Origin of the sequence: Belliella kenyensis, from assembly GCF_022549675.1 — a bacterium.
Classification (GTDB): domain Bacteria; phylum Bacteroidota; class Bacteroidia; order Cytophagales; family Cyclobacteriaceae; genus Belliella; species Belliella kenyensis.
The window spans coordinates 185,218-208,899 of sequence record NZ_JAKZGR010000005.1 but is presented as its reverse complement, the minus strand read 5'-3'; the positions used below and the strand labels follow the sequence as shown (position 1 = coordinate 208,899).

Below are 23,682 nucleotides of genomic sequence, written 5' to 3'. Positions count from 1 at the left end.
ATTAAATTTTGGAAAACTTGCGTAAAGATAACTATTCCATATTGTAAAGAAATAGCTAATTCCTTAAATAGGACTAATTTTGATCAAGTTGTACAGTTTTTGCAGATTTCAATTTCTTTTCTATCTCGAAGAAGGGAAGTTCTAAAATCAATGTATTTAGTGTTTTGCCAGATATCTTCCAATCGTTGATAGGTAAGCTGCCCCATGACATGTTCACCATCTTTATCAAAGCAGCACGGTACTACCCTTCCATCCCAAGTGATTACTGACCCTTGCCACATTCTCCAGCATTTATTTTCTATTTCTTTTTTGAGTTCCCATTTGCCATTTTTACCAAGAATATACCTTGAGTATTTTATGTTTTTTGGAATCAATTCTGATCCATTTTCAAAATCATAGATTTGGGCAGTTTTCAATTGAAGTTCATCTACTTTCATCATTTTTGCCCAATCTTTCAAGCCATCAAGTTGATGTTCGTTTTTGCCTGTTACCAAAAACTGTAAAATGATCCTGGGGTAAAGCGATTTTCTCTCAGCTCTTTTGTGGATAAGTAGGCTAAGGCCTGCTTGGACTTTGGATAGCTTTCCGCCGATACGGTACTCTTGATAGACTTCTTGGCTGATTCCATCCATGGACACTATCAGTTGCTTGAGTCCAGAATTCAAAGTTTTTTCCACATTTTCTTCTGTAAGGTAGTGGGCGTTGGTAGAAGTAGCAGTAAACACTTTCTTTTGGCTTGCATAGCTCACAAAATCCAAAAATTTTGGGTGGAGGTAGGGTTCTCCTTGGAAGTAGAGGTGCAAATAGGTTAGATATTGGCCGTTATCGTCGATGATTTTTTTGAAAAGGTCTTCTTGGATCATTCCTGTGGGTCTGGAGAAGCTTCTCAATCCACTAGGGCATTCAGGACATCGGAGATTACAGCTGGTGGTGGGTTCTATCGAGAGGGTAGTTGGTCGTCCCCAAAGCACTGGTTTTTTGATCCATCGGCTGTAACGATAAGAAGCGATCAAAAGGGAATAATTCGAAATTTTTCTCCAGCTGAGTAGTTTCCAATAGCTATATGCAGTGATCAGTTTATTCACAAATAGACAATTCTCCAGGTATTAGTCGGCAAGGTACTAAATTGTTTTTTTTTAAAACTTTTTATAAATTGAGACATTTATTAGTTAATCTACGTATAGACTTTATAACCAATAACTATAAAAACATGAAAAAGATTTTTACAATTATTATTCTTGGAGCAATTCTAGGCTTTTCTGCATGTTCTGAGGACGAAACACCTGATCAACAGATAATTGGAACTTGGGAGTTGACTGAAACCATTGGTTCATGGCCAGTGGATATTCCTGAAGGTGAAGCCGATTACTTTGTTTCTTATCAATTCCGACAAGATGGTACATTTCAAAAGACACAAGACATCAACGGGACGGAAAGTAGTGCAAGCGGAACTTATACGATTGATTCCACTCAGGATGAGATTTTTGCCTTATTAACATTCTCAAGTCCAAGTGAGATAATTCAAAGCTGTAATTCTAATGCTACGACAGAATCGGTGACAATAGTATCAAATAATAGGCTTGAAGTAGATACAAGCCCTTGTGATGGTCCTAAAAATATTTTTGCCAAAAGGTAAATTAAAATGCCAAAATTATAAATGTTTTGTGGGGATACAGAACAAGATGTTAATATGCAATATTTTAAAAAAACCAAAAAGAGCGAAGGTGTCTTATCCTTCGCTTTTTTTCGTTCAAAATATTTTCAATCAATACTATGCTTTCACTTGTTTTTGCTCTCCAGCCAGCTCTATCAGGAAGCTGTCGATTGTGCCGCGCTTCACGTGCGGCATGACCACTATTTTGTACCATTCTGGTTCAAATTCGTAGGTATTGGCCACCAAATAGTATTTTTCTGCGAGCTCATTTGACATGTGTTTTGCTTTGATAGCGATGATATTGTTGTAGGGATTTCTGAAATATTCCACACCCATTTTTTCTAGTTTCTTACAAATCCGCTCAGTTTTGTCACAGAGGGTTTCCATTTTGTACTTCCACCCTTCAGAGCCATGGATCTTTAAGATCATCCACATGGATATAGCATTGGCACCAGATCTACTTCCACTGATGGTGAAATCTTTTCCTGGGATATACTGTGCTTCGTCAGTTTTGACATATTCAATGAATCCTTTTCTTATCAAAAATAGACCAGTACCATACGGAGTTTGGAGCATCTTGTGACCATCAGCTGTGATCGAGTTCATGTAGGGATTTTGGAATGTATATCGACTAGTGGGATTGGTAAATGGATATATAAACCCTCCATAAGCAGCATCTACATGAATCTTGAAGTCCACGTTTTGGTCAGTGAAATAATCCCCCAATAGATCAATATCATCTACTGAGCCAAACATCGTCGTGGATAGGTTGGCAATCACTATGAAATATTTGATTCCCTCTTCCCTAGCGGCTTTGATTTTTTCATTCAAAGAAGACTTAAGTATCTGCCTTGTTTCGGGATCAACTTGGAGGATGATATTTTGCAAGTTGAGGATGTTTGCTCCCTTGGGCATGGAGTAGTGTGAATCTTCAGAATAGACCAAGCCAATCTCTCCCAGTCTAGCTCCTTTTTCTTTCAAGAAGTAATTTCTATAAATCCACATGGCTTGAATATTGGCTTCTGTTCCTCCAGTAGCCACATAGCCATCTTGAGCATCTTGCTCTCCATGAAATATCTCTTCTGCCACCAATTTGATCAAGTCTCTTTCGATTTTCTGTGTTCCTTCAAACACTTCAAGGACTGATTTTTCACTTAATGTGTGTACGCCAATGTGGTTGGGATTGCGCACCATGGCAGACATATAAGGTGCGTCTTGGAGGAATGGAGCATCAGGATAGAACTCTGTCGTGTCAAGGTATGTTCCTGGGATTCCGAGAATCGGCCTTTCTCCTCTATAGTCTAGATTTTCGCCTAAAGCTTTGAATACGGTATTTTTGATCTCTTCATGAGATAGTTTTTTCCAATACATAGGGTGATTTGGTTTAAAATGGATAGTAGGTAAGCCTTGATTGATCCTGTGAAGGATTTTCACTTTGAATTAGACTTTGTCAAATGGGTATTTGACTAAGAAACAAACCAAGGCTTATAGCTTACTATAGAAGTTATGATAGGGGGAATTGTTCAGTCTACAGAACTTAATTCCATATCTTCCAAGCAGCCTCTGCTTGGAGGTGTAGCATTTCTAGTCCATTTTTTACTACGGCGCCTCTAGCTTCAAGAGACCTCATGAGAAAAGTTTTTTCTGGATTATATACCAAGTCGTAAACTTTATGCTCCCCAGTGATCAACTCCACATTGATGTCAGCCATGGCTTCCGTATTGGGATATGTACCAAGGGGTGTTGTGTTGATGATGAGGTGATGCGTGCTCAAAATGCTTTGGTCTTGATAAAGATCCTCATAAGTAATCCAATCCCCTAGATTGCTCTGGTTTCTAGAAACCATAAGATAGGGAATCTGGAGATCTTTGAGTGCTTGGATTACAGCCTTGGAAGCACCGCCTGTTCCAAGCACAAGAGCTTTTGGTCTTAACCCACCGAGCCAGATGTCTAAAGAATCTTTGAATCCAATATAATCCGTATTGTATCCTGTTAGTTTTCCTTGATTTATTTTGATACAATTGACTGCACCAATTTGTTCACAAGCAGGGTCTAAAGCATCCAAAAAAGTGATTACTTTTTCCTTGTAGGGAATGGTGACGCTTAGTCCTTCCAAGGAAGGGTTTTGAGAGAGAATTTGTGGAAATAGATCTATGTTGTCAATTTCATACAAATCAAATTGACAATCAGCCAGTCCTTCTTTTTCAAATTTTTCTGTGAAATATTTCTTTGAAAAAGAATGAGTCAGCGGGAATCCTATTAGTCCAAATTTTCTCATGATTTTTTGATATAATTTGCAATCCGTTCTATACTTAGTACCAGAAGTATACCAAAAGCAAATGCTAGTATCGCTTGCAAAAATAAGGAATCTTGTCCAGTTTGAGCAAGATAATCTTGTGGAAGTATATTTTGGGTAATGAGTGGCTTCTGTACTCCTGAGGAAGATATTCTGTAGCTAAGGACGATTTTCCAAGGCCATAGTTTATTGATAGACCCTAGCATAAATCCGGATAAGACGGCTATCGTCATTGCATGATACCTCTTAAGAAGCCATGAAATGAGCCTACTAAAGGCTAATAATCCTGTAATACAACCAGCAGCAAACACCAAGATTATAGAAATATTTCGTTCTGATACAGCAGAAAGAATTCTTTCATATTGCCCCAGCATAAGTAGGAGAAAGCTTCCTGATACTCCCGGCAATATCATGGCACATATGGCAATGGCTCCTGCCAGAAAAGTGAACCAAATTCCCTCAGGAGAATTGACTGCGGGCATGTTTGTGAAAAAATATGCAGCGACTATTCCGATGAGTAAGGCAATGACTACTGCAATTGACCATTTCTTGATGTCTCTTAAGATGATGATAGCCGATATGATGATAAGCCCACAGAAAAAAGACCACACAGGTATAGGGTATTCGTCTATCAAAAAGGTGATGATCTTGGATAAAGCGAATATGCTGGTAAGAATACCCATCAATAGGGACAACAGAAATCCTCCATTGACATGCTTCCAAAGCTGCTTAAAATCAAGCTTTGCCAAAAGTGACAAGGCTGCCTTGTCGAATGATTTTATACTATCAAGAAGCTCTTCATATATGCCTGTGATGAGGGCTATGGAGCCGCCAGATACACCTGGGACGATGTCTGCTGCTCCCATGGCCATACCTTTGAGGTAGGTAAGGAGATAATCTTTGAATCTAATCATGTGGGGAAAACGAAATGGACTGCCAGAATACATGCTAGCAGTCCAGAATATTTAAATTTTGATTTCACCGATAAAGTGATCGAAAGTGTCTCCTCTGAGTCCAAGTCTGATAGTTTCCAATGGGATGAGTTCGGCTGGAGCTATATTTCCTAGATTGACATTGGCGCCAAGAAGCTTGACAAACCAAACCTGCTGTTCTTTTTGTGGTGCCTCCCAAAGTATTCTCTCTTCTGGGATTTTGGTAAGAATCTCTTCGACAAGGCCTTGACGTACTTCTCCAGAGTCTCTGAACAATCCCACTGTACCACCTTCTCGAGCTTCTCCGATTACTTTCCAAGAACCTGCTTGCAGTTCTTTTTCCATCTGCTCTATCCATTTGTAAGGAGGGATGATTTTGGCAGCGTCTTTGGATCCTACTTCTGAGAGTACAGTTACGTCTTTGGCAAGGGTTTCGATGAATTCACACTTTTTATCGTGATTCATACTGATCGAACCATCCGATACTTCAGCAAATCTTAGATCATACTTTTCTAAGACTTTTCTATAATCATCAAACTGATTTCTGACCACAAATGCTTCAAAAAGGGTACCTCCTAAGTAAACTGGTACTCCTGCATCATGATACAGGCTGATTTTTTCTGCTAGATTTTTGGTAAGGTACGATGTGGCCCATCCTAGCTTTACGATATCTACAAAATCTGAATTATTATCTAAAAAATTTTCAACTTCTCTGATGCTTAGGCCTTTGTCCATGACCATGGTGAATCCCGATGTACGAGGTTTCTCTGTTCGTACCGGGATGTTATTTAAAACATAATTCATTTGCCGGGTTTTTATTACTGGTAAATAGTTGGTAATAAAGAAAAGCCCTATCAGCTTTCCTTAAATTGAGAGATAATCTTTGAGATTGCCTTTTGGTGCTTTACCTCTGGCATCAACTCATACAGTAAGATATGTTTATCAAAGTCCAAAGTTAATGCATTTTCTAAATATGTAAAGGCTTCTTTATATTTCCCTGATTTGATAAGAAAAACTACAAGTCGGTAATACAGCTCTGCATTTTCTGGCTCTTCTTCTATGCCTTCTTTGAGCACATCTTCTGCTTCTTCAAACCTATTTTGCTCAAAATAGATGATAGACAGGTTTATATAGGTGTCTGTGATACCAGATTCTAAATTGATTGCTTCCTCATACGCTTCGGAACTAGCTAGGAGATTGCCTAAATGGTATTCAGCATCTGCTAGTCCTACCCAATAGTTAGGGTTAGATTTGACCAGATTGATTGCTTTTTTGAAGTAATGAACAGCCTCAAAGTATTTTTCTTTTTTCAGCATGCACATTCCAAGCCCAAACCACGCATCTTCATACTCTGGATCTAGCTTTGCTGATTTTTTGAAATACTTAAAAGCCTGATCTATTTGCTCTAACTTTTCATAAGCTGCTCCTAGATAGCAACAATTTTCAGCATTGGCTCCCTCACTACTTATTGTATTCTGATAAGCTTCCAGTGCCAGCTCATACTGTTCTGTGTTCATGTAGGCATTGCCGAGATTGAAATAAGCAGAGGCAAAGCTATCATCTATAATGAGTGCATAGTCGTATGCTTTGATTGCTTCTTCATATTTACTAAGCCGATTGTAGACTACCCCGAGATTGTACCAAGCACCAGCAGAATATGGATCTCTATCGATGAATTCTTGATAAAACTCGAGTATTTCGTTGAATGAACCTTCCTCTTCGGTAAGCATGGCCAATTGAAAAAGGGCGTCTTCATGCGTAATCCGATTCTTGACACATTCTTTGAAATAATACATGGCATTTTCTCGGTCATCCAAAGAACGATAGAATGTGCCTAAACAGTAATATACTTCTGCTTTATCTTCTGCTAGGGGCAGGAAGTTTTCTAAAATCACAATTGCTTCCTTGGCATTTCCCGTGAGCATCATGGCATTTGTCAATGCCATAATCACGTCTTCATTGTTTGGAGATAGATTGTTCAAGTTCTCAAGCATGTCCAAACCTTCTTCTACTTCCGCACCCAGGATCATACACTGTGCTTTGAGAAGCTTTAGCTCTAAACTAAACGGAAAGTTTTCCAAAGCATAGTCTGTTGCCTTATATGCTTTTTCCAGCTTATTGTTTTCAAAATAATAGTGGATTATATCCTCCAACTCTTCTTCATCAAAGAATAGGTTGAGGTTTTCTTTCAGGGAGTTTTCAAATCGTTTTACTAGCTCTTTGCTTTTTTTCCAATCGTTTTCAAAATCTCCTGTCATTTGCTTCAGTTTTTAATCAATGTATAATATACCAAAAATATAAATCTTTACTCCTTTGGACTTTGATTTTTTTCTTACTTATTCCAAGAATTAAGTCTTATTGCTTGGAATCAATGATGATTTTTGGGTCTAAATTATAATTGTGCGGTGATAATTTCTATTTACGATCTTCAGTACCTTAAGTTCTTTTCTTGACTTATGCATGTGCATGCAAAAACTGTATCAATTCTTGCCTGTGGCCCATATGATAGTGTCTTCTAATTTGTGAAAAGTGATCGGGATTTCACTCAATAATTTGTCATTGATGTGATTTACTTTTCTTTGGGCTAGTGTGGCAGTTTGTGCATTCAAAGGTGAATTGTGCCAGCCTAATGCTTTCATTAATCTTGTGAAAAACAATAAAAACTTTAGACTAGTTTTGTTCACAACTTTATAAGGTGCTCTTTTCCCTGTTGCCAAAGCGATTTTTTCAAAAAACTCCTTGTAGGGAATGCTTTCAGCGTTGATGATGTAGTTTTCCCCCCATTTGTTTGTCAGATAGAGTCTGTAAATAGCCTCAGAAAGATCTCGGACATCTACGTAGTTGATGGTGCCTTCTGGATAGTATTTATTTTCTTGTATCACATACTGATAGACCTGTGTGCTGCTACGCTTGTCAGCGATTTTGCCAAGAACCAAAGATGGGTACATGACCATGACGTCTAGACCTTCTTGAGCTGCTCTCCACACTTCTAGATCTGCTTGGTATTTAGAAATGGCGTAAGGTGTATTGAGAGGAGATTCTATCCATTTATGCTTTTCATCTATAGAAACTACCTCAGGAGACCTGCCCAAAGCAGCCACAGAACTGATATGTATTAGTTTTTTTATTCCTTTATCAAGCATGGCATTGACCAAGTTGGTCGTCCCTTCTACATTAGTTTTTACAAGCAAATCAGCATCTCGGCTATCGTATGAAACAAGTGCGGCAGCATGAATGACCATATCAATACCTTCCAAAGCTTCTTCCAAAGCTTGATAATCTCTAATATCTGCATCTATCCACTTGATGGGATATTTTTCTAAGGAAGAGATATTGCTCTCAGGTCTTTTAATGGCAGTCAGCTTTCCATCGTTGATGAATTTTTCGATCAAATACCTTCCTACCAAGCCCGTCGCACCTGTGATCAAGATATTCATAAGCTGGTATTCAATAAGTCCAAAGTTTGAATTTTTTGGTAGTATTTGCTAGAAGATAGTGTTTCAAGCATGTCAAGGTATCTCATGTTGTGGCAGTCTGTTCCTAGAAGTTTGATTCTACCTTCATCAACGAGTTTTTCAGCAAAATGCTTCACTTCTTTTGAATAAAATCCAGTGAGTGAAAGTAGATTCAGCTGAAAATAAATGCCTCTGTCTATCAATTCACCTTGCAGGCTACGGTCCGATAGGAGGTATTGATACCTTTCAGGATGAGCAAGAATAGGTTGATACCCTTTCATTTCCAGTTCAAACAAGGTGTCTATAAGAAGTGCAGGTTTATTGATAAAACCAGTTTCTACAAGAATCAAGTTGTCTTTTATAGTAAGAAGTTCAGCATCATGCTTTACATTTTCATAAAAAATCTCATCTATGTAATATTCAGCCGCCGCAAATATTTCTATATCAATTCCTTCATTTTGCAGGGCTATTTTTACTTTGGTGAGACCATCTTGAATGATTTTTGGATCATTTTTGTAAAATTCATACATGATGTGAGGTGTAGTGATGATTTTTTTCAATCCAAACCCATGTAATCTTTTGATCAAAGCTACACTCTGTTCCATGTTCTTAGCTCCATCGTCTATGCCTGGAATAAGGTGAGAGTGCATGTCTGCCTGAAGCCATGACAAATCAAGTTTGGGTTGATGCTTTGACTTGCTTTTGAACCCAATAAAATTTAAAATACCCATTACAAACCTCCTATTCTCTTATCGAACTCATCAAAAGTTGGCCATAATTCATCCTTTTCAGAAATGATAGGCTTATCAATTTTCCAATCTAACAACAATTGAGGATCTGACCAAATGATACCACCTTCACTTTCTTTGTGATAGTATGCTGAGCATTTATAAGAAAAAATTGCATCCTCCAATACAGAAAACCCATGAGCAAATCCTTCGGGAATATAAAACATATTGTGAAGCTTGCTGTCTAAAAGTACAGCATAGCTTTTTCCATAGGTTTCTGAGTTTTTTCTCAAATCTACTGCTACATCTAATACCTTGCCTTGTATTACTCGCACGAGTTTTGCTTGAGCATGAGTACCTGCTTGATAATGTAGTCCTCTGACAGTTCCTTTTTTGGAAAATGATTGGTTTTCTTGCACCCAGATCTTATTTACACCTGCTGCTGCCAATTTATCCATTCTGAACGATTCAAAAAAATATCCTCGACTATCTTCAAATACAGCAGGGCTTAATTCTAACAAACCATTAATCGGAGTTTCAGTAATTTTCATATAATAACAATATAAAACATTTAATTGAGTCAAAATATGGTATTGTAACCATATCAATTGGAATAAGATTCAAATATAACAGGATTTTGAACGAGGATAATAACTTTGCAATAGTTTCCGAAATGGAACTAAAATTCGACTCAATTCATTCTATAACTCACGCGAATCAGTAAAAAATCTTTATGAGCAAATATTCAAGAAAACTTCAAAAATTACACGATACAGCGCCCAAACAAGACACAGCCGTATTGGTAGCACTGATTCGTCAGGGTCAGTCAGACCATCAAGTAGCTGAATATTTAGATGAATTGGCATTCTTGACAGAAACCATGGGAGCCAAGACTGTGTACAAATTCACCCAAAGGTTGGAAAAGCCGGATGTCAGGACATTTGTGGGGTCGGGTAAATTGGAAGAGATCCAAGCATATATAGAGCACTTTGAAGTCGATATGGTGATCTTTGATGATGATCTTTCACCTTCCCAAATGCGAAATTTGGAGAATGAACTAAAAGTAAAAGTGTATGATCGTTCTTTGCTAATTTTGGATATTTTCTTGCAAAGGGCACAGACAGCCCAAGCAAAGACCCAAGTAGAATTGGCAAGGTTTCAATACTTGCTACCACGCTTGACTAGGATGTGGACACACTTAGAAAGACAGCGAGGTGGTACGACCACTAGAGGTGGATCAGGTGAAAAAGAAATCGAGACCGATAAGAGGGATATTCGCAATAGAATTTCTCTTCTCAAAGAGAAGTTGAGAGAAATAGAAAAGCAGGGAATCACCCAGAGAAAGAGTAGGAAAGGAATCGTCAGGGTTTCCTTGGTAGGTTACACCAATGTTGGTAAAAGTACATTGATGAACTTGATCACCAAGACAGACATTTTGGCTGAAAACAAGTTGTTTGCCACGGTGGATTCTACAGTGCGGAAGGTGGTATTGGAAAATGTGCCTTTTCTTCTATCCGATACTGTTGGTTTTATCAGAAAGTTGCCAACTCATTTGATCGAATCTTTCAAATCTACCCTTGATGAGATTAGAGAGGCGGATTTATTGATCCACGTAGTAGACATAAGTCATCCTGGTTTTGAAGATCATATAGCTGTGGTCAATCAGACATTGAATGAGATCGGTGTCAATAATAAGCCAACTCTGTTGGTTTTCAACAAGATAGATCTTGTAGATCAAATGCCTACAGAGGAGGAACAAATGCAAATGTCAGCAATTGAGCTTGAAGAACGCAATTTCTTAGATTTTGAAAAATTAGCAGAGGCATACAAAAAGAAGACAGGAATCACTCCTGTATTTATGGCAGCAGAAATGGGAACCCATGTAGAAGAGTTCAGAGAAGCACTCACAGGAGAGGTGAGAAAGGAACATAAAAAAATGTATCCACATTATCTTGAAGATGAAACAATTGATTTTTCAGATTTAGAAGAGGAGGGTTAACCTCCTTTTTTTTGTGCCAATGTTCTGAGCGTTAATATTGTATTTCAGACTTTTTAGAAATATGAGTTTTGTAAATATTCCAATCTCTAGATCTTTTTGCCAATTAAAATTGGTTTTACGTACATCATTTCAAAATAATATATGGTATTCTGGCCTTTGTTGTCCATTGTTATCTTTTCATTTTCATTTTTTTAAAATCTCTACTCAAAACATAGCTTGAATTAACAAAATGATAGGAAATGTCGTCATAAAATAAATTATCTGTAAAAATTAATCATTTTTTTTACAGAAATTTTAATAAAAGGAATGTTTTATTACCTTTGAAACATCAAGCAAGCACAAAAGGTGTAAAAACTTGAAAAAAATACATATTGTAGGATGATGAAATTGGCAAACATGCCCTCCTGTCTCGGGGGTGGGGAGTCCAGGATAAAGCAAATATCGAGCTCGTGTTTTTGCCCAACTGCCCTTTGGAGGTTCGAATCCTTCTCCTACAGCCAAGATATCTGACAGCAGGTCAGGATCAAATTGAAAAACTTATACTGTAGGATGATGAAATTGGCATCCCGATAGCTATCGGGACCGTCTCGGGAGTAGAAAATCCAGCAAAAGGGGAAATAACTAGTTCGTGTTTTTGCCCAACTGCCCTTTGGAGATTCGAATCCTTCTCCTACAGCCACGATATCTGACATCAGGTCAGGATCAAATTGAAAAACTTATACTGTAGGATGATGAAATTGGCAGACATGCCCTCCTGTCTCGGGGGTGGAGAAACCAGCATAAAGCAAACATCGAGCTCGTGTTTAGCCTAACTGCTCCGTGGAGGTTCGAATCCTTCTCCTACAGCTGGTTATTTTGGGTTTATTGTTAATTGACTAAAGCTGTGAGACTTTGTTTTACGGCTTTTTTATTTTTATATCATTTCGATTTACAGACCTCAAGCAAGTTTCATGTAAGATATTGAAAAATAAATACTGGGTGTGACTTTACCATTATGATTATAGGATCACATGAGGGTTTTGGAGAAGTCCAATTTCAATTAAGCATAAAATTTTATCAATAAAGTATTAATTCTTGATGATCTACCCAGCTCCCTGAATCACTTTGTGCCGTAATCTAATTGTTTAAGATTTCTCATTTGTATCAAAATCCAAGCTTGTCTGCCGTATATGTAAGCTGTAGGTTTTGCAGGAGACCATCTTCGTGGATTTGGTAAGGTAGCGGCAATGAGCGCAGCTTCTTGACGAGAAAGTTGAGCAGCGGATTTTTTAAAATAATGCTGTGCGGCTGCTTCTACTCCATAGATACCTTCTCCCATTTCTATCACATTGAGATAGACTTCCATGATTCTTTCTTTTCCCCAGATGAACTCAATCAAAACAGTGAAATATGCTTCAAGTCCTTTCCTGATCAGATTTCTACCTGGCCAAAGAAATACATTCTTTGATGTCTGCTGGGAAATAGTACTTGCACCTTTTATTCTCTTTCCTTTTTTATTGTTTTCCCAAGCCTTTTTCATAGCCTCTGTGTCAAACCCACGATGATCCATGAATTTTTGATCTTCTGCTGCATACACAGCTTGTGGCATATGTCTTGAAATACTGGACATGGAAACCCAATCCTTGTATAGCCTTACATCTTTATCTTTATCGACCGCTTGCTCTCCTACTCGGATCAGCATCAATGGTGTCACTGGTACTGGAACAAATTTATATATCACAGTAAGCCCAATGGTAATGATAAAAAACCACATAAAGCACTTTGCAATAAATCGAATGATGCGCTTGAAGATTTTCATAGTACTAGATAAAAGCAGTCGCTTGTATAAAATTATAATAAAATATGGAGTTTTCTTGATGCTTCAAGTTTTCCATTTCCTCACTGATCGCAGAGACCATATCTGATGAAATCAATCCTTCCTCTAGAAGAGCCGGTGCTCCACTTTTCATCAATGAGGTCCAATAATCGAGTACAGCTGCACGGACTTCTGGTGTACGGCTATCCAAATGAAATCCACCAAACCTTAAGGCTATATCTTTGTAACCTGCTATTTCCAAAAGGTGACCTAACTTAGCTCCGACATCTGGGTCACCTCCAATGCTTCTTTGATAGTTATTGTAGATCTCCCAATACTCCATCACCTTTGCTGCATGAGGATAGGTATAAAATGAGGCATTGAATACCTCCGTGATTACGATCTTTGCCCCTTCATGTAGATATGGCTTCATGCTTTGAAGTACTTTCTCGGGCTCAGATATATGCTCCAATACCCAGCAAATAAATGCAGCATCATAATGATCGTCTAGTTGAAGCTGTTTGGCATCTTGCTGAATAAATTGAACTTTGTCAACATCATACCCTAGAGACTTCATGTTTTGCTGTGCTTTAGCTATCTGCTTTGGCTCATACTCAACTCCTGTGATTTGCAAATGAGGAAATCTATTCAGTAAAATCTCCGTCTGAGCACCAACGCCACTTCCAATTTCCAGGAGTTTTTGATTATTCGAAAAATCTATGAAATCATAGATTGGTTTTTCGATCACTTTGGCTTGATATCGAAGGCGTTCTTGCTCATCGTCTTGATATCCATGTATGTATTTGGGAGTAGTACTATTGCTCATATTGTTTTCGGTTGGTGAGTCTGTACATTCGTAATAATAGCGCTATTGGTTATGAGTCTCAAAAACTTAATAATTGAGATACCTTTCTAAAGTTTTTACACATATATACAACATTTTTTTTAAGCCTTGTACAAGTTTTAATGAAAGAAGCTTTATTCAAATCCATTTTGGGGGAAATTTTGTACCTTTAGACCTTTTAAAACATAGCAGCATGAGTTTAGTAAAAATCGGGAGCTTCGAAGCATTTGAAAAGTTTATTGGCCAAGACTTAGGCACTTCAGGATATCACCAAATCACACAAGAGCAGATCAACCAATTTGCGACGGCTACATTAGATCATCAGTGGATCCACACAAATCCTGAAAAAGCCAAAGCCGAAGGTGCATTTGGAGATACCATAGCCCATGGTTACCTGACTTTGTCTCTAGTACCATATCTTTGGGGCCAGATCGTTGAAGTTCATAACCTAAAGATGATGATCAATTATGGTATCGAAAGCCTAAGGTTTGCGCAGCCTGTATTGGTGAACAATGAAGTAAGACTCAATGCCAACCTCAAGTCAGTAGTAAACTTAAGAGGAACAGTAAAGGCTGAGGTTAATGTAAAGCTTGAAATCAAAGGTCAAAAGAAGCCAGCATTTTCTGGTGTTTTAGTTTTCCTATATCACTTTCATTGATGCTTGAGAGCCATTTCTGCCATGATTTTGGCAGAAAGTAAGCAAAGTGGTATGCCGCCTCCAGGATGTACACTTCCACCACAGAAATATAAGTTTTTGATGCTTGAAGAAAAGTTAGCGTGCCTGAGAAATGCCGCATACTTGTTATTGGAGCTGTTTCCATATAATGAACCCTGAGCTGAAGATGTCTTGAGTTCGATTGATCTTGGATCTAGCACTTCTTCAACTTCTATCAGTGATTCGATATCTGTGTTCAGTATACGATTTACTTTATGGATGATATTTTGCCTAGCTTCTTGGATCAAATTGTCCCAGTTTTGTCCTTGATTGTTGGGTACATTGATCATGGTGAACCAATTCATCCCTCCTTCAGGTGCATCATCCGGCTTGTGAACTGAGGTGATGTTGATATATATCGTAGGATCTTTGTAAATAGTTTTTTGGTGGAAAATATGCTCAAACTCCTTCTGATAAGCATCACTGAATAGGATATTGTGAAGCTCTAATTCAGGAAAATGCTTCTTTATTCCCCAATAGAAAATCAAAGCAGAGCTCGATTTGGGTTGATTGAGTAATTTAGTAGGTTGGTATTGATTTTTAAGTATTGTTTTGTAAGCATTCACCATGTCCATATTGTTGATGATAGTATCTGCTCGGTGTTCCATTTTGTCTATGGCGATACCATAGGCTCTTTTATCTTTTACCAGTATTTCAGTGACTTTTTGTCCGAAGTGATATTTTACCCCTAAATCCTTTGATAACTTATACAGACTTAGAGTGATATCATGCATTCCTTTTTCTGGGAAAAAAGCTCCGATATTAAATTCCAAATGAGGAATGATGTTCAATGTGGCGGGTGTCTGATAAGGATTGGAACCATTGTAGGTTGCGTAGCGATTGAATAGCTGTATGGTTTTATCTTTTTCAAATAGTTTTTCATTTGCTGCATTCATGGTATCAAAAATCCCTAGCTTGCCCATTTTGAGATAGCTTCTAAGCGCATGAGGATTCATCCAGGTGTTCCACTTGTGAAGTGATCTATGCATAAAAAGTGGTGACAGGTGCTCATAGATGTAGGCTGCACTTTGCAATGCTTTTCGAATATTGACGACTGGCTCACCAATTTTGGTATTCATTTCTTCAGCAAACTTTTCAATGTCTCCAAAAGCTCTAACTCGTTGACCATTTTCCCAAAAGTACTGACATGTAATGTCTAACTTCTTAAATTTGAAATGATCATTAACATCTTGGCCTGCAAGGGTGAAAAGTTCTTCAACTTGTTCAGGTAAAGTAAATAGGGAAGGGCCAGCATCAAATCGATACCTTCCAAGCGTGATCTCTGAAAGCTTGCCTCCTGGATAGGTATTTGCCTCAAACACTTCCACCTCACACCCAGCTATAGCCATCCTGATAGATGCAGCTATCCCTGCTATTCCAGAACCTATTATGATTACTTTTTTTTTCATTCGCTTGTATAACTATTCAAAATCCATATAGTTTTTTTACCTAAAAAACTTCAAGATATTACTTCAAGAAATTCATTTACTAAGTCAGGGTTATCCATTTGAAAACTCAAAGGATTTTAGATTTTGGAAAGCAGGATGATTGATGCTTGTGAGGAAAGCCCCACTCGATCCTTTTGCAATCAGGCTACGATCAAAATGCCCTTACTTTCACATTCATTTCGCCAGTAGATCTCAAATATATCCTGATATCCTCTTCGGTGCAGTATATTCCTTCCACATCTAGCTGAGGATTGATGAGGGAAAAGTCAGCAAATTCAGTTCGCAGCTGACCTTGTAGTCTTAGTTCTCGCCGAGCTTCATTGAGGTATTCACCTATTGGATAGTTTGCCTTTTTTTTGATTTGATTAAGTACTTGAGCTTGTTTCATCCAAGTAGCACTTCTGGCGAGGATGTTTTTAGTCTGAATGTCAAACTCAATTTCATCAAATCGAATAGCCTCTGTTCCAATATCGAATGTAGGTTTGCCTACGAGGTACATTTCCCCTTTGATCTCTTTGCGGTTTCTTCGAATTGCTTTGAAGTCCATATGAAGCAAAATTCTGTCTCCGTAGCTTTGAGAAGAGATATTCGATACTTCGAGTAACGTATTTTTATCAGTTCTGAATCTTTGCCCTTCAAAATTTTCTATCAAATACTGATCAAGATCCCCATAGCTAATGGCTAGGGGGATCATGATATCTATTTTGTTTTCTTTACTTTCATTTGGCAGAAGGTTAGGAAGAGGTTTTTTGGTAAGCAATGGCTTAGTTCCTACTTGCGAGAACACTTCTCCCTCTATACCCAGGTATAGCTTTAGCTTTTGATCTGATGTGATTTCTTCAGTGACTTTTAGCTTCGAAGGTTGTGAATAGATATAGGCTGTGACACCATCCTGCTGTAGTTCTATGGGATTTGAAAAGGAGTCCCAAGCTTCTGAGGCTAATGATTTGAAATCAAACCTGCCAAATTTGTTCAAGTCCAATTGGTTGTCAAGCATTTTTTGCAAATGCTTTCTGATTATGGGATCAAGGTCTATTTCAAATCCTAGTAGGTTGTACTTCATGGATCTCCCATATCCCTCAATATTGATGTTTTGTAATGAAAAATCCCAATCAGATCCAATTTTGGGTACAAAACTAATTTCTGGAATTAGGTTTTCATTGAAAGGAATGGCTGTGTTTAAATTTTGACCAAAGATTCGCTTTTCAAACTTTAAATTGCCAGCCATATTCATAGGTAGCGCCAATGACACCTTGTTTGAACCTTTGGATTGAAGTTTAGCTATACCAGTTTTGTTTACATCGATATCTGCCATGAATCCTCCACCTAAATCTAGTCCTCTGTCTGCAAAAAGTGAAGCCTGAAGTGCATCGTTTATCGATCTTTCAATTTGTGAGAGTGGTATTTCTATTGGGATATTGATCTCAGAAGTTGCTTTGGGTAAAATCACCGGCTCACCTACATATTTTGGCTTGCTTGGATTGATACTTTTACATCCCGAAAAAACAAATAGTATAACTATGACTCTGAGCGTATTTTTCATAAATAAGGACTTGATTTCTAGCATGTGTATTTTGAATTCAAACATACAAAGGAACTATTTTAACGAAGAATTCCTTGGATTTGATGTAGCAAATAGCATTCTAAACTGTTAATAAAACTTATGAACTGGAAAGTATTAAACAACCCCGCACAAATTGAGGAGATTATTTCTTTAAGTGAAACTACTCCAGTGATGATTTTTAAGCATTCGACCAGATGCTCTATCAGTAGTATGGCTTTGGATAGATTCAAGAGAAACTGGAAAGAGGAAGATACCAATAAACTGACCCCATATTATTTAGATTTGATTGCTTATCGAGATATTTCTAATTCGGTCGCATCGAAGTTTGCTGTTGATCATGAAAGTCCACAAGTGATCTTGATAAAGGATGGTAAAGCATTTTTTGATCAAAGTCATATGGGTATTAGCTATGCGGAGGTGATGCGTCAAGTTTGAGTCTATTACATTGATTTTTCCTATTTAGAACAAATTATCAGCAGCATTTAATCTGGAATTAATACAGCTTCAATTCCATGGATCAACCCATTGGTAGTCAGTATATTAGTGTAGCTAGAAGAGAAAGCTACATCATTGATGCGCTGAGAAGTCAGACTGATTGTCAGTGTTTGCCCAGGGATCAAAGTCGGTAGGGAAACATCTTCTCTAAAATCTTGGCTAAAATTACGGCTGGGAACTAAGTGATATTGAAGTAAAGAAAGTAGGTCTTCTGAGGAGATCTGTCTAATACCTGACACCTCTAGTTCATCAAAATAGGCTTCAAATGCTTCGTCACTAGGAGCGAATAGTGTCAAATTCTCTTCAAATCCACGACTGAGTAAGTTAGACAATCCTGCAATTTCTATAGCCTCCAACAAGATACTATAAGACACTGAACTGTTTTGATTGTCTAAGGTCAGTTTTTCTAGCATGTTTGCTGTAGGTGGAGTGATAATGTAATCAATGGTGTGCACGATGCCATTGTCAGCCCTTTGATTTGAGCCAATTACCCTAACAGTGCCATTTATCCAAATGGCTCCATTTGGAGCGATACTGGTGTAGATGGGCTTTTCATTCAGATTGATAATTTCTCCTGATTCAATTGTATTGGATGGAATGATGCCATCTATGATGTGATTATCAATAAAAATCTCTAACTCCTCAGAATCTAGGAATTCTTCTAAGTCAATTTCCATATCATTGAGGTAGCGCGTAAAGGCGGTGTTGTTTGGAATGAAAACAGTAAATGGACCATTAAGCTGGAGTCTTTCCCTCAGTTCTGCAGCTTCCACGACTGATAAAAATATGGAAAAATTATTCCTTTCGGCTACGTCTATTATATTGTTGGAAGGAGGTAATAGGGATTTGCTAATTCCGTGAATTACACCATTTCGAGCTTCTATATCCCTTCGGGTTACAGGTATAGAGTCATTGATCACTAGGTCTTTGTCTATTTTTCGGATAATAATCGGAGCATCTTCTAAGAAAGTTTGGAGTTCTCCATCATTCACTATGGTGCTTAAGTTTCTACCTGGACTGATATGATAGGATAACAGTGCAAAAAGGTTTTCAAGTGGTATAGCTTCTAAGCTACCATACCCCAACGATCTCAATGAAGTGGCAAATGCATCATCATCAGGTGCAAAAATAGTGTATGGACCTAGTTCTGTTAAGTCTTCTCTTAGCCCCACCCTGTCTATAGCCCGAACAAAAGTCGTATATCCTTCTCGCTCAAGGGTTTCAACGATAAAGAGTTCTTCCTGAGGTGGGAGATCATAGATATTGCATGAGGGGAATATTCCCACAAGAGAGATTATAAAAAGGATAGATAAAATTGCATTTTTATTCATATATCAAAATAGTATAGTTTGGAGCAGAATTTCTACTTATACTTTGGGTGAAACAAGTTTATACATAATTCAGTGTCAATTTGATTATAAAGGATGTTTTCAATTGATCTTACTTTTTTCAAACTCCAAAGTATTGATCAAATGCATCATATCTATTTTGATATGCTCGATCACAGGTGCCAGGGAATCATTCTTCATGGCAGTATCAAAATAGAGTGCTCCCCGCAGGAAGTGACTGGTAGAATCAGTAACAAAAAACTGAAACTGGGTAGGTACTTCACCAGATAACTCTGCAACGACTCCTGTATAGCCTTTAGGAGTAATCAGGACAGACTCTTCGATCCCATAGGCTTTAACCTGGTGCTTAGCAGTCAAGTTGATCGCATCACTTAGCACAAGCTTGACATCACCACCCTGCCTGCCGAGAGGAAGATAAGTCAAATGAACTTTGGCACCCATATCTTTATAGTTAAGGTTGATCCAATCATCCTTTTGGAGATTGAAGGAATCTTTTTCGACTAAGGCTGCTTGTGGTTTTTCAAATTTGTAAGGAAAACCTTCTTTTAATTTTTCAAAACTATGTTCAGGTAGATCTATTCTATTATATCCCATTGGTCGAGGTAAGTGATCACTTCCGCAACTGGAGAAAAACAAAAGAACCAAAACACTATTTAATAGCTTGCTTGACATGATTCAAAGTTATCAAAATGCTTTGAAATGAATGCCAATAAGACGAACTTTAAAAAAAACTACAAAGTATAGAAGCAATGAAAAAATTGAATGGTTTAAAAAATGTCAGCATGTTAATCTTGCTTATGTTGGTATTTCATACCACTTCCCATGCACAAACAACCATGGAAGAGTTTATGATGAAATGGGAAAACGGCAAAAAATTGACTCTAGCAGTAGTAGAAACTATGCCAGACGATCTGCAAAACTACAAACCGCATGAGACAGCCATGAGTTTCAGCGAGCAAGTGACCCACTTAAGTTCAGCAATTGTTGGAATCAGTGGTGGCTTTTTGATGGGCGAAGAATCGGGAATTGATCTTGAGAAAATTCCTTCTACAAAAGCTGAGCTAAAAGCCCATGTAGAAGCATGCTATGATTATGGCAAGGCAACATTTTCAAAACTGACAGAAGCCCAATTGGCCGAAAAAATTGATATTTTCGGAAATAACGCAAGCAGAAGACAGGTATTGGGACTAATAGATGATCACTGCACGCATCACAGAGGAGCAGCGATTTCCTACATCAGAGCCAATGGCATTGAGCCTCCAAGATTCACCGCATTCTAATAAAAAAGCCGGGATGAACCCGGCTTTTGAACTCCAAGGTCTATGTCCCCACAGACCAAGGTGATGAAATATCCATTTCAATATCTAATATCTATGAATATCCGGATGAAGTGAGAAAATCAAGGTAGTATATTTGAAGGCAAAATTGCGGATACTTATAATAAATATTTACCCCTTTACCCATTCCACTTTATCTTCAATAGGCTTTCTGCGACCTTCTGGCCAGCGGTCAGTAGCAGGTTTTGCTACGTAGAAGAATCCCATCAACATATCCTCCTCTCCCAAGCCAAACCATTCCTTGGCTTCTGGCCAAAATGTAGGCCCACCAGTTCCCCAATATGCTGCAAGCCCATGAGCAGAGGCAGTAAGGTACATATTCTGCACAGCCATAGAAACCGCCGCTATTTCCTCCATCACAGGAAGGTTTGCCCGCAGGTCACGCTTCATTTTGATCGCAATGACATGTGAGGCTTTCAAAGGATTTTCCTTGAATTTTTGAAAAGTAGCTTCGATGAAATTACCATTTTTGGTAGCTCTTTCTTTGTAAAGATTTGCCTGAAAATCTGCAAACTTCACCAATCCATCACCAGAAAAAACTGTAAAACTCCAAGGCTCTGTCAATTTATGTGTTGGTGCCCAATTGGCATTTTCGAGCATTTCTTCAATGATGGCATCGTCGACTGGATCATTTTCTTTGAATTGTGCCACAAACATGGACCTGCGTCCACGGATAATTTTATTTACTTCTTCGATGTTGAAATCTGGTTTTTGCATATACTGGATTTTATACTTTTTCTATCTTACACTTAATGCTTGTTGCGCAAAATTGGTTTCCTTTTTTATTAAAATTTCCCTTGATATGTTTTAGGTTTTATTCACATTAAAACCTATACCCAACTTTTACTCCACCATAATAATTTCTTCCTGGTGCAGGCTGATAGTATCTATTGGCAAAAGCATTGAGGTCATTGCCAAGACTATAGGATTCATCCAATAAGTTATCCACACCCACATAAGCTTCCAAATCCCAGCTACTAGCTACACTTTGTCTCCAACCAAGTCTGCTCCCCACCAAGTTATAAGCATCTTGAAAGACGGTATTGGCATCATTGAGAGGTAGGTTATCCACATATTGGTGTGTGAAATTCAAGTATATACCTAACTTACTTCGAATGTCTACTTGATTGACCAAGGTGTGAGGTGATACACCTGTAAGCTGATTTCCGGAAAAATCATTTCCTCCACTAACAAAATCAGCAAATTCAAAATACTGACCTGTATAAGCATGGCTAATTTTCAACTCCTGTATTATACTTTGCTGATTTCGCCATGGTGCATAATCTATTTGCGCTTCAATCCCTCGCTGATTGGTGTTACCTGCATTGCGGAAAAGCACCACACCTTGGTCATTGGTAAATGTAGTGATCGTCTCATCTAGCTTGAAGTAAAATCCAACCAAATCAATATTGAAAATCCCATGGCTAATCCTATAGCCTAGCTCATAGTTGACTCCTCTCTCCGCCTCAAGTGCCAAATTGATACTCCCTTCATTGGTCCTGACTTCATCTATACTGGGTGGAGAAAAGCCAGAGCTTATGCTACCATGTATTCCAGATGCATCGTTGATTCTATAAGCCAAAGCTATCCTTGGAATGACAATCGGGTCAAATCTCCTGCTGTTGTCAGCAGGGTCTAAGGTACTAGCGTCGATTGTTCTGTTGATATCATACTTAGAAAAGTTCTGACTTGCAGCAAGTGTCAACAAAAGATTACTAGTCAATTCCAATTCAAGTTGTTGGAACAAAAAGGCTTGCGTTGTAACCAAGTCATCACTAAACCTAACCGTATCTGCTTGGCCGTTTCTATTGCCAAAGTTTTGAGCCAGGGTCTTACCGTATTGATATTCTCCACCAGCAATGATCCTGATTGGTACATTTCCTATCTGGTCATTTCGTGTAAACTTTGTCCTACCACCATAGCTAAATGCCGTTTCAGATTTGTAATCTAATATAAATGGGTTTTCAAATGCTGTAGTGCTAACAAAAACCGATGTATGGTTATCCACATGATCTGTGAGTTGGTATTTGTGAGAGAGTAGACCATAAAGGGATTTTTGTGAAATAGAGCTATTTTGATCTACTGAGCCAGGTCTTGCTTGTCTGGGGTTATCTTCCAACTGAGCAGTAGTCAGCGCTCCGGGTATTTCGTAAAACAAATCTGAATATAAAATCTGTGTGGATAACTCTTGCTTTTCAGAAGGCTTCATATGTGCTGCAAGCTGAAAAACCTTGCGATCCACGGCACTATGATCTCTGTACCCATCTGACTTTTGATGCACGTAGGATGCGCTAATACCACCATCTCCAATCTTCTGCTCTATACCGAACCTATACCGAAGCAAGCCAAAATCCCCTACATTCAGCTCTGTGGATAAGTTATTATTGCTGATTTCTGTACGGCTTTCTAAATTAATCACTCCACCATTACCTGCGCCAAAAATACTTCCAGCAGGTCCTTTGATGATCTCAGTATTTTGAATATTACTCAAGTCCAGCAAGTTCAAAGGGGTAGTACCATCAGGCGAAGTAAATGGTACCCCATTCCAATATACTTTGACATTTCTCACTCCAAATGGAGACCTAAGAGAACTGCCGCGAATAGATATTCTATAACTTGCTGGAGCTCGCTCTTCTACCCTGACACCTGCTTTGGTGTTGAAGGCATTGACAATGGAAGTTTCGTTGAATCTATATAATTCATTTTCCTTTACTCTACTAATCGCTCCAGCCTGAAGCATTAAAGGACGCTCTGTATCATAAGCCGATACAGTGACTGTGGATAAGTCGCTAACTTCAGGGATTAAGCGAACCACTTCAATATCGCTACCTGTTAACTCTTTCGTTAATGATTGATAGGAAATATGTGAAAAAGTAAATTTATTAGATTTTGACAAATTCAATTGTGCAAAACCATCTTGATCTGTTATAGCATTCCTATTTATACTTCCAGAAACTACCACTCCCGGAATTGCCTCTCCGGATCTCATATCAATAACTTTAACATTTGTTTGCGCATAGGCAGTTAGTAAGCAAAGTGTCAGAAGTGTGGTGAAGTATAGCTTGCGCATG

General features: G+C 38.2%; 23 protein-coding genes and 1 tRNA gene. 6 read left to right on the top strand and 18 right to left on the bottom strand.

Translation table 11 applies throughout. From position 1 onward, the window contains the following. Positions 1 to 83: 83 nt before the first annotated feature. Positions 84 to 1,085, bottom strand: coding sequence for a radical SAM/SPASM domain-containing protein (locus MM214_RS07190; protein ID WP_241293800.1), 1,002 nt, complete (start codon positions 1,083 to 1,085; stop codon positions 84 to 86). Between the two features lie 125 nt (positions 1,086 to 1,210). On the opposite strand from MM214_RS07190, the gene MM214_RS07185 reads away from it, so the two are divergent. After that, positions 1,211 to 1,636, top strand: coding sequence for a lipocalin family protein (locus MM214_RS07185; protein ID WP_241293797.1), 426 nt, complete (start codon positions 1,211 to 1,213; stop codon positions 1,634 to 1,636). A 135-nt stretch (positions 1,637 to 1,771) separates the two neighbouring features. Here the strand turns inward: MM214_RS07185 and MM214_RS07180 are convergent, their stop codons facing one another. The 8 genes from MM214_RS07180 to rfbC form a co-directional block, all read right to left on the bottom strand. Continuing rightward, a complete protein-coding gene (locus MM214_RS07180; RefSeq protein ID WP_241293795.1) occupies positions 1,772 to 3,025 on the bottom strand; it encodes a pyridoxal-dependent decarboxylase in 1,254 nt (417 codons plus the stop codon). A 166-nt stretch (positions 3,026 to 3,191) separates the two neighbouring features. After that, positions 3,192 to 3,932, bottom strand: a complete 741-nt coding sequence (locus MM214_RS07175) for a shikimate dehydrogenase family protein (RefSeq protein WP_241293792.1) — start codon at positions 3,930 to 3,932, stop codon at positions 3,192 to 3,194. Beyond that, positions 3,929 to 4,864 (bottom strand): DUF368 domain-containing protein, encoded by a 936-nt coding sequence (locus MM214_RS07170; RefSeq protein ID WP_241293789.1) that lies wholly within the window; start codon positions 4,862 to 4,864, stop codon positions 3,929 to 3,931. The genes MM214_RS07175 and MM214_RS07170 overlap by 4 nt, the downstream gene beginning before the upstream one ends. 51 nt (positions 4,865 to 4,915) lie before the next feature. Then, positions 4,916 to 5,686: a phosphosulfolactate synthase gene (locus MM214_RS07165; RefSeq protein WP_241293786.1), complete on the bottom strand. Its 771-nt coding sequence runs from the start codon at positions 5,684 to 5,686 to the stop codon at positions 4,916 to 4,918. Positions 5,687 to 5,736: 50 nt separating this feature from the next. Further along, positions 5,737 to 7,140 (bottom strand): tetratricopeptide repeat protein, encoded by a 1,404-nt coding sequence (locus MM214_RS07160; protein ID WP_241293784.1) that lies wholly within the window; start codon positions 7,138 to 7,140, stop codon positions 5,737 to 5,739. Positions 7,141 to 7,362: 222 nt separating this feature from the next. Next, entirely contained in the window at positions 7,363 to 8,319 is a 957-nt protein-coding gene (locus tag MM214_RS07155) for an NAD-dependent epimerase/dehydratase family protein (RefSeq protein WP_241293781.1), read from the bottom strand. Continuing rightward, on the bottom strand, positions 8,316 to 9,068 hold the full coding sequence (locus tag MM214_RS07150) for a tyrosine-protein phosphatase (protein ID WP_241293779.1): 753 nt from the start codon (positions 9,066 to 9,068) through the stop codon (positions 8,316 to 8,318). Before MM214_RS07150 ends, MM214_RS07155 begins: the two co-directional genes overlap by 4 nt. Then, the gene (rfbC, locus tag MM214_RS07145; RefSeq protein ID WP_241293776.1) at positions 9,068 to 9,616 is read right to left on the bottom strand and encodes a dTDP-4-dehydrorhamnose 3,5-epimerase; all 549 of its coding nucleotides are present in this window, start codon (positions 9,614 to 9,616) and stop codon (positions 9,068 to 9,070) included. Before rfbC ends, MM214_RS07150 begins: the two co-directional genes overlap by 1 nt. A 182-nt stretch (positions 9,617 to 9,798) precedes the next feature. Here rfbC and hflX point away from each other — a divergent pair, with 182 nt between their 5' ends. Next, complete coding sequence (gene hflX, locus MM214_RS07140) at positions 9,799 to 11,064, top strand: GTPase HflX (protein WP_241293773.1); 1,266 nt, start codon at positions 9,799 to 9,801, stop codon at positions 11,062 to 11,064. 372 nt (positions 11,065 to 11,436) lie between these two features. After that, positions 11,437 to 11,564: transfer RNA gene (locus MM214_RS07135), tRNA-Asp, on the top strand. Here MM214_RS07135 and MM214_RS07130 read toward each other — a convergent pair. The 3 genes from MM214_RS07130 to MM214_RS07120 all read right to left on the bottom strand — a co-directional run bounded on the left by MM214_RS07130 (position 11,556) and on the right by MM214_RS07120 (position 13,685). Next, positions 11,556 to 11,756 (bottom strand): hypothetical protein, encoded by a 201-nt coding sequence (locus MM214_RS07130; RefSeq protein WP_241293770.1) that lies wholly within the window; start codon positions 11,754 to 11,756, stop codon positions 11,556 to 11,558. The two genes, MM214_RS07135 and MM214_RS07130, sit on opposite strands and share 9 nt — an antisense overlap. A 407-nt stretch (positions 11,757 to 12,163) precedes the next feature. Then, positions 12,164 to 12,862 (bottom strand): monofunctional biosynthetic peptidoglycan transglycosylase, encoded by a 699-nt coding sequence (gene mtgA, locus MM214_RS07125; RefSeq protein ID WP_241293767.1) that lies wholly within the window; start codon positions 12,860 to 12,862, stop codon positions 12,164 to 12,166. Positions 12,863 to 12,866: 4 nt separating this feature from the next. After that, on the bottom strand, positions 12,867 to 13,685 hold the full coding sequence (locus MM214_RS07120; RefSeq protein ID WP_241293765.1) for a class I SAM-dependent methyltransferase: 819 nt from the start codon (positions 13,683 to 13,685) through the stop codon (positions 12,867 to 12,869). Positions 13,686 to 13,896: 211 nt separating this feature from the next. Here MM214_RS07120 and MM214_RS07115 point away from each other — a divergent pair, with 211 nt between their 5' ends. Further along, positions 13,897 to 14,361 carry a MaoC family dehydratase gene (locus tag MM214_RS07115; protein ID WP_241293763.1) on the top strand — a complete coding sequence of 155 codons (465 nt, stop codon included), beginning with the start codon at positions 13,897 to 13,899 and terminating at the stop codon, positions 14,359 to 14,361. Here the strand turns inward: MM214_RS07115 and crtD are convergent. Both crtD and MM214_RS07105 read right to left on the bottom strand, forming a co-directional pair. Next, on the bottom strand, positions 14,355 to 15,827 hold the full coding sequence (gene crtD / locus MM214_RS07110) for a 1-hydroxycarotenoid 3,4-desaturase CrtD (protein ID WP_241293761.1): 1,473 nt from the start codon (positions 15,825 to 15,827) through the stop codon (positions 14,355 to 14,357). The genes MM214_RS07115 and crtD overlap by 7 nt on opposite strands. A 190-nt stretch (positions 15,828 to 16,017) precedes the next feature. Continuing rightward, positions 16,018 to 17,409: a DUF4403 family protein gene (locus MM214_RS07105; RefSeq protein ID WP_241293758.1), complete on the bottom strand. Its 1,392-nt coding sequence runs from the start codon at positions 17,407 to 17,409 to the stop codon at positions 16,018 to 16,020. A 120-nt stretch (positions 17,410 to 17,529) separates the two neighbouring features. On the opposite strand from MM214_RS07105, the gene ytxJ reads away from it, so the two are divergent. Continuing rightward, positions 17,530 to 17,865: a bacillithiol system redox-active protein YtxJ gene (gene ytxJ / locus MM214_RS07100; protein WP_241293755.1), complete on the top strand. Its 336-nt coding sequence runs from the start codon at positions 17,530 to 17,532 to the stop codon at positions 17,863 to 17,865. 47 nt (positions 17,866 to 17,912) lie between these two features. Here the strand turns inward: ytxJ and MM214_RS07095 are convergent, their stop codons facing one another. Together MM214_RS07095 and gldD are read right to left on the bottom strand one after the other, a co-directional pair. Then, positions 17,913 to 19,256 (bottom strand): fasciclin domain-containing protein, encoded by a 1,344-nt coding sequence (locus tag MM214_RS07095; protein ID WP_241293753.1) that lies wholly within the window; start codon positions 19,254 to 19,256, stop codon positions 17,913 to 17,915. A gap of 99 nt (positions 19,257 to 19,355) precedes the next feature. Beyond that, complete coding sequence (gene gldD / locus MM214_RS07090; protein WP_241293750.1) at positions 19,356 to 19,946, bottom strand: gliding motility lipoprotein GldD; 591 nt, start codon at positions 19,944 to 19,946, stop codon at positions 19,356 to 19,358. 77 nt (positions 19,947 to 20,023) lie between these two features. Between gldD and MM214_RS07085 the strand changes: the two genes are divergently transcribed. Next, positions 20,024 to 20,554 carry a DinB family protein gene (locus MM214_RS07085; RefSeq protein ID WP_241293748.1) on the top strand — a complete coding sequence of 177 codons (531 nt, stop codon included), beginning with the start codon at positions 20,024 to 20,026 and terminating at the stop codon, positions 20,552 to 20,554. A gap of 168 nt (positions 20,555 to 20,722) precedes the next feature. On the opposite strand, the gene MM214_RS07080 is transcribed toward MM214_RS07085, so the two are convergent. Next, positions 20,723 to 21,328: a nitroreductase family protein gene (locus tag MM214_RS07080; protein WP_241293745.1), complete on the bottom strand. Its 606-nt coding sequence runs from the start codon at positions 21,326 to 21,328 to the stop codon at positions 20,723 to 20,725. A gap of 106 nt (positions 21,329 to 21,434) precedes the next feature. Next, positions 21,435 to 23,681, bottom strand: coding sequence for a TonB-dependent receptor domain-containing protein (locus MM214_RS07075; RefSeq protein ID WP_241293743.1), 2,247 nt, complete (start codon positions 23,679 to 23,681; stop codon positions 21,435 to 21,437). Position 23,682: the final 1 nt, after the last annotated feature.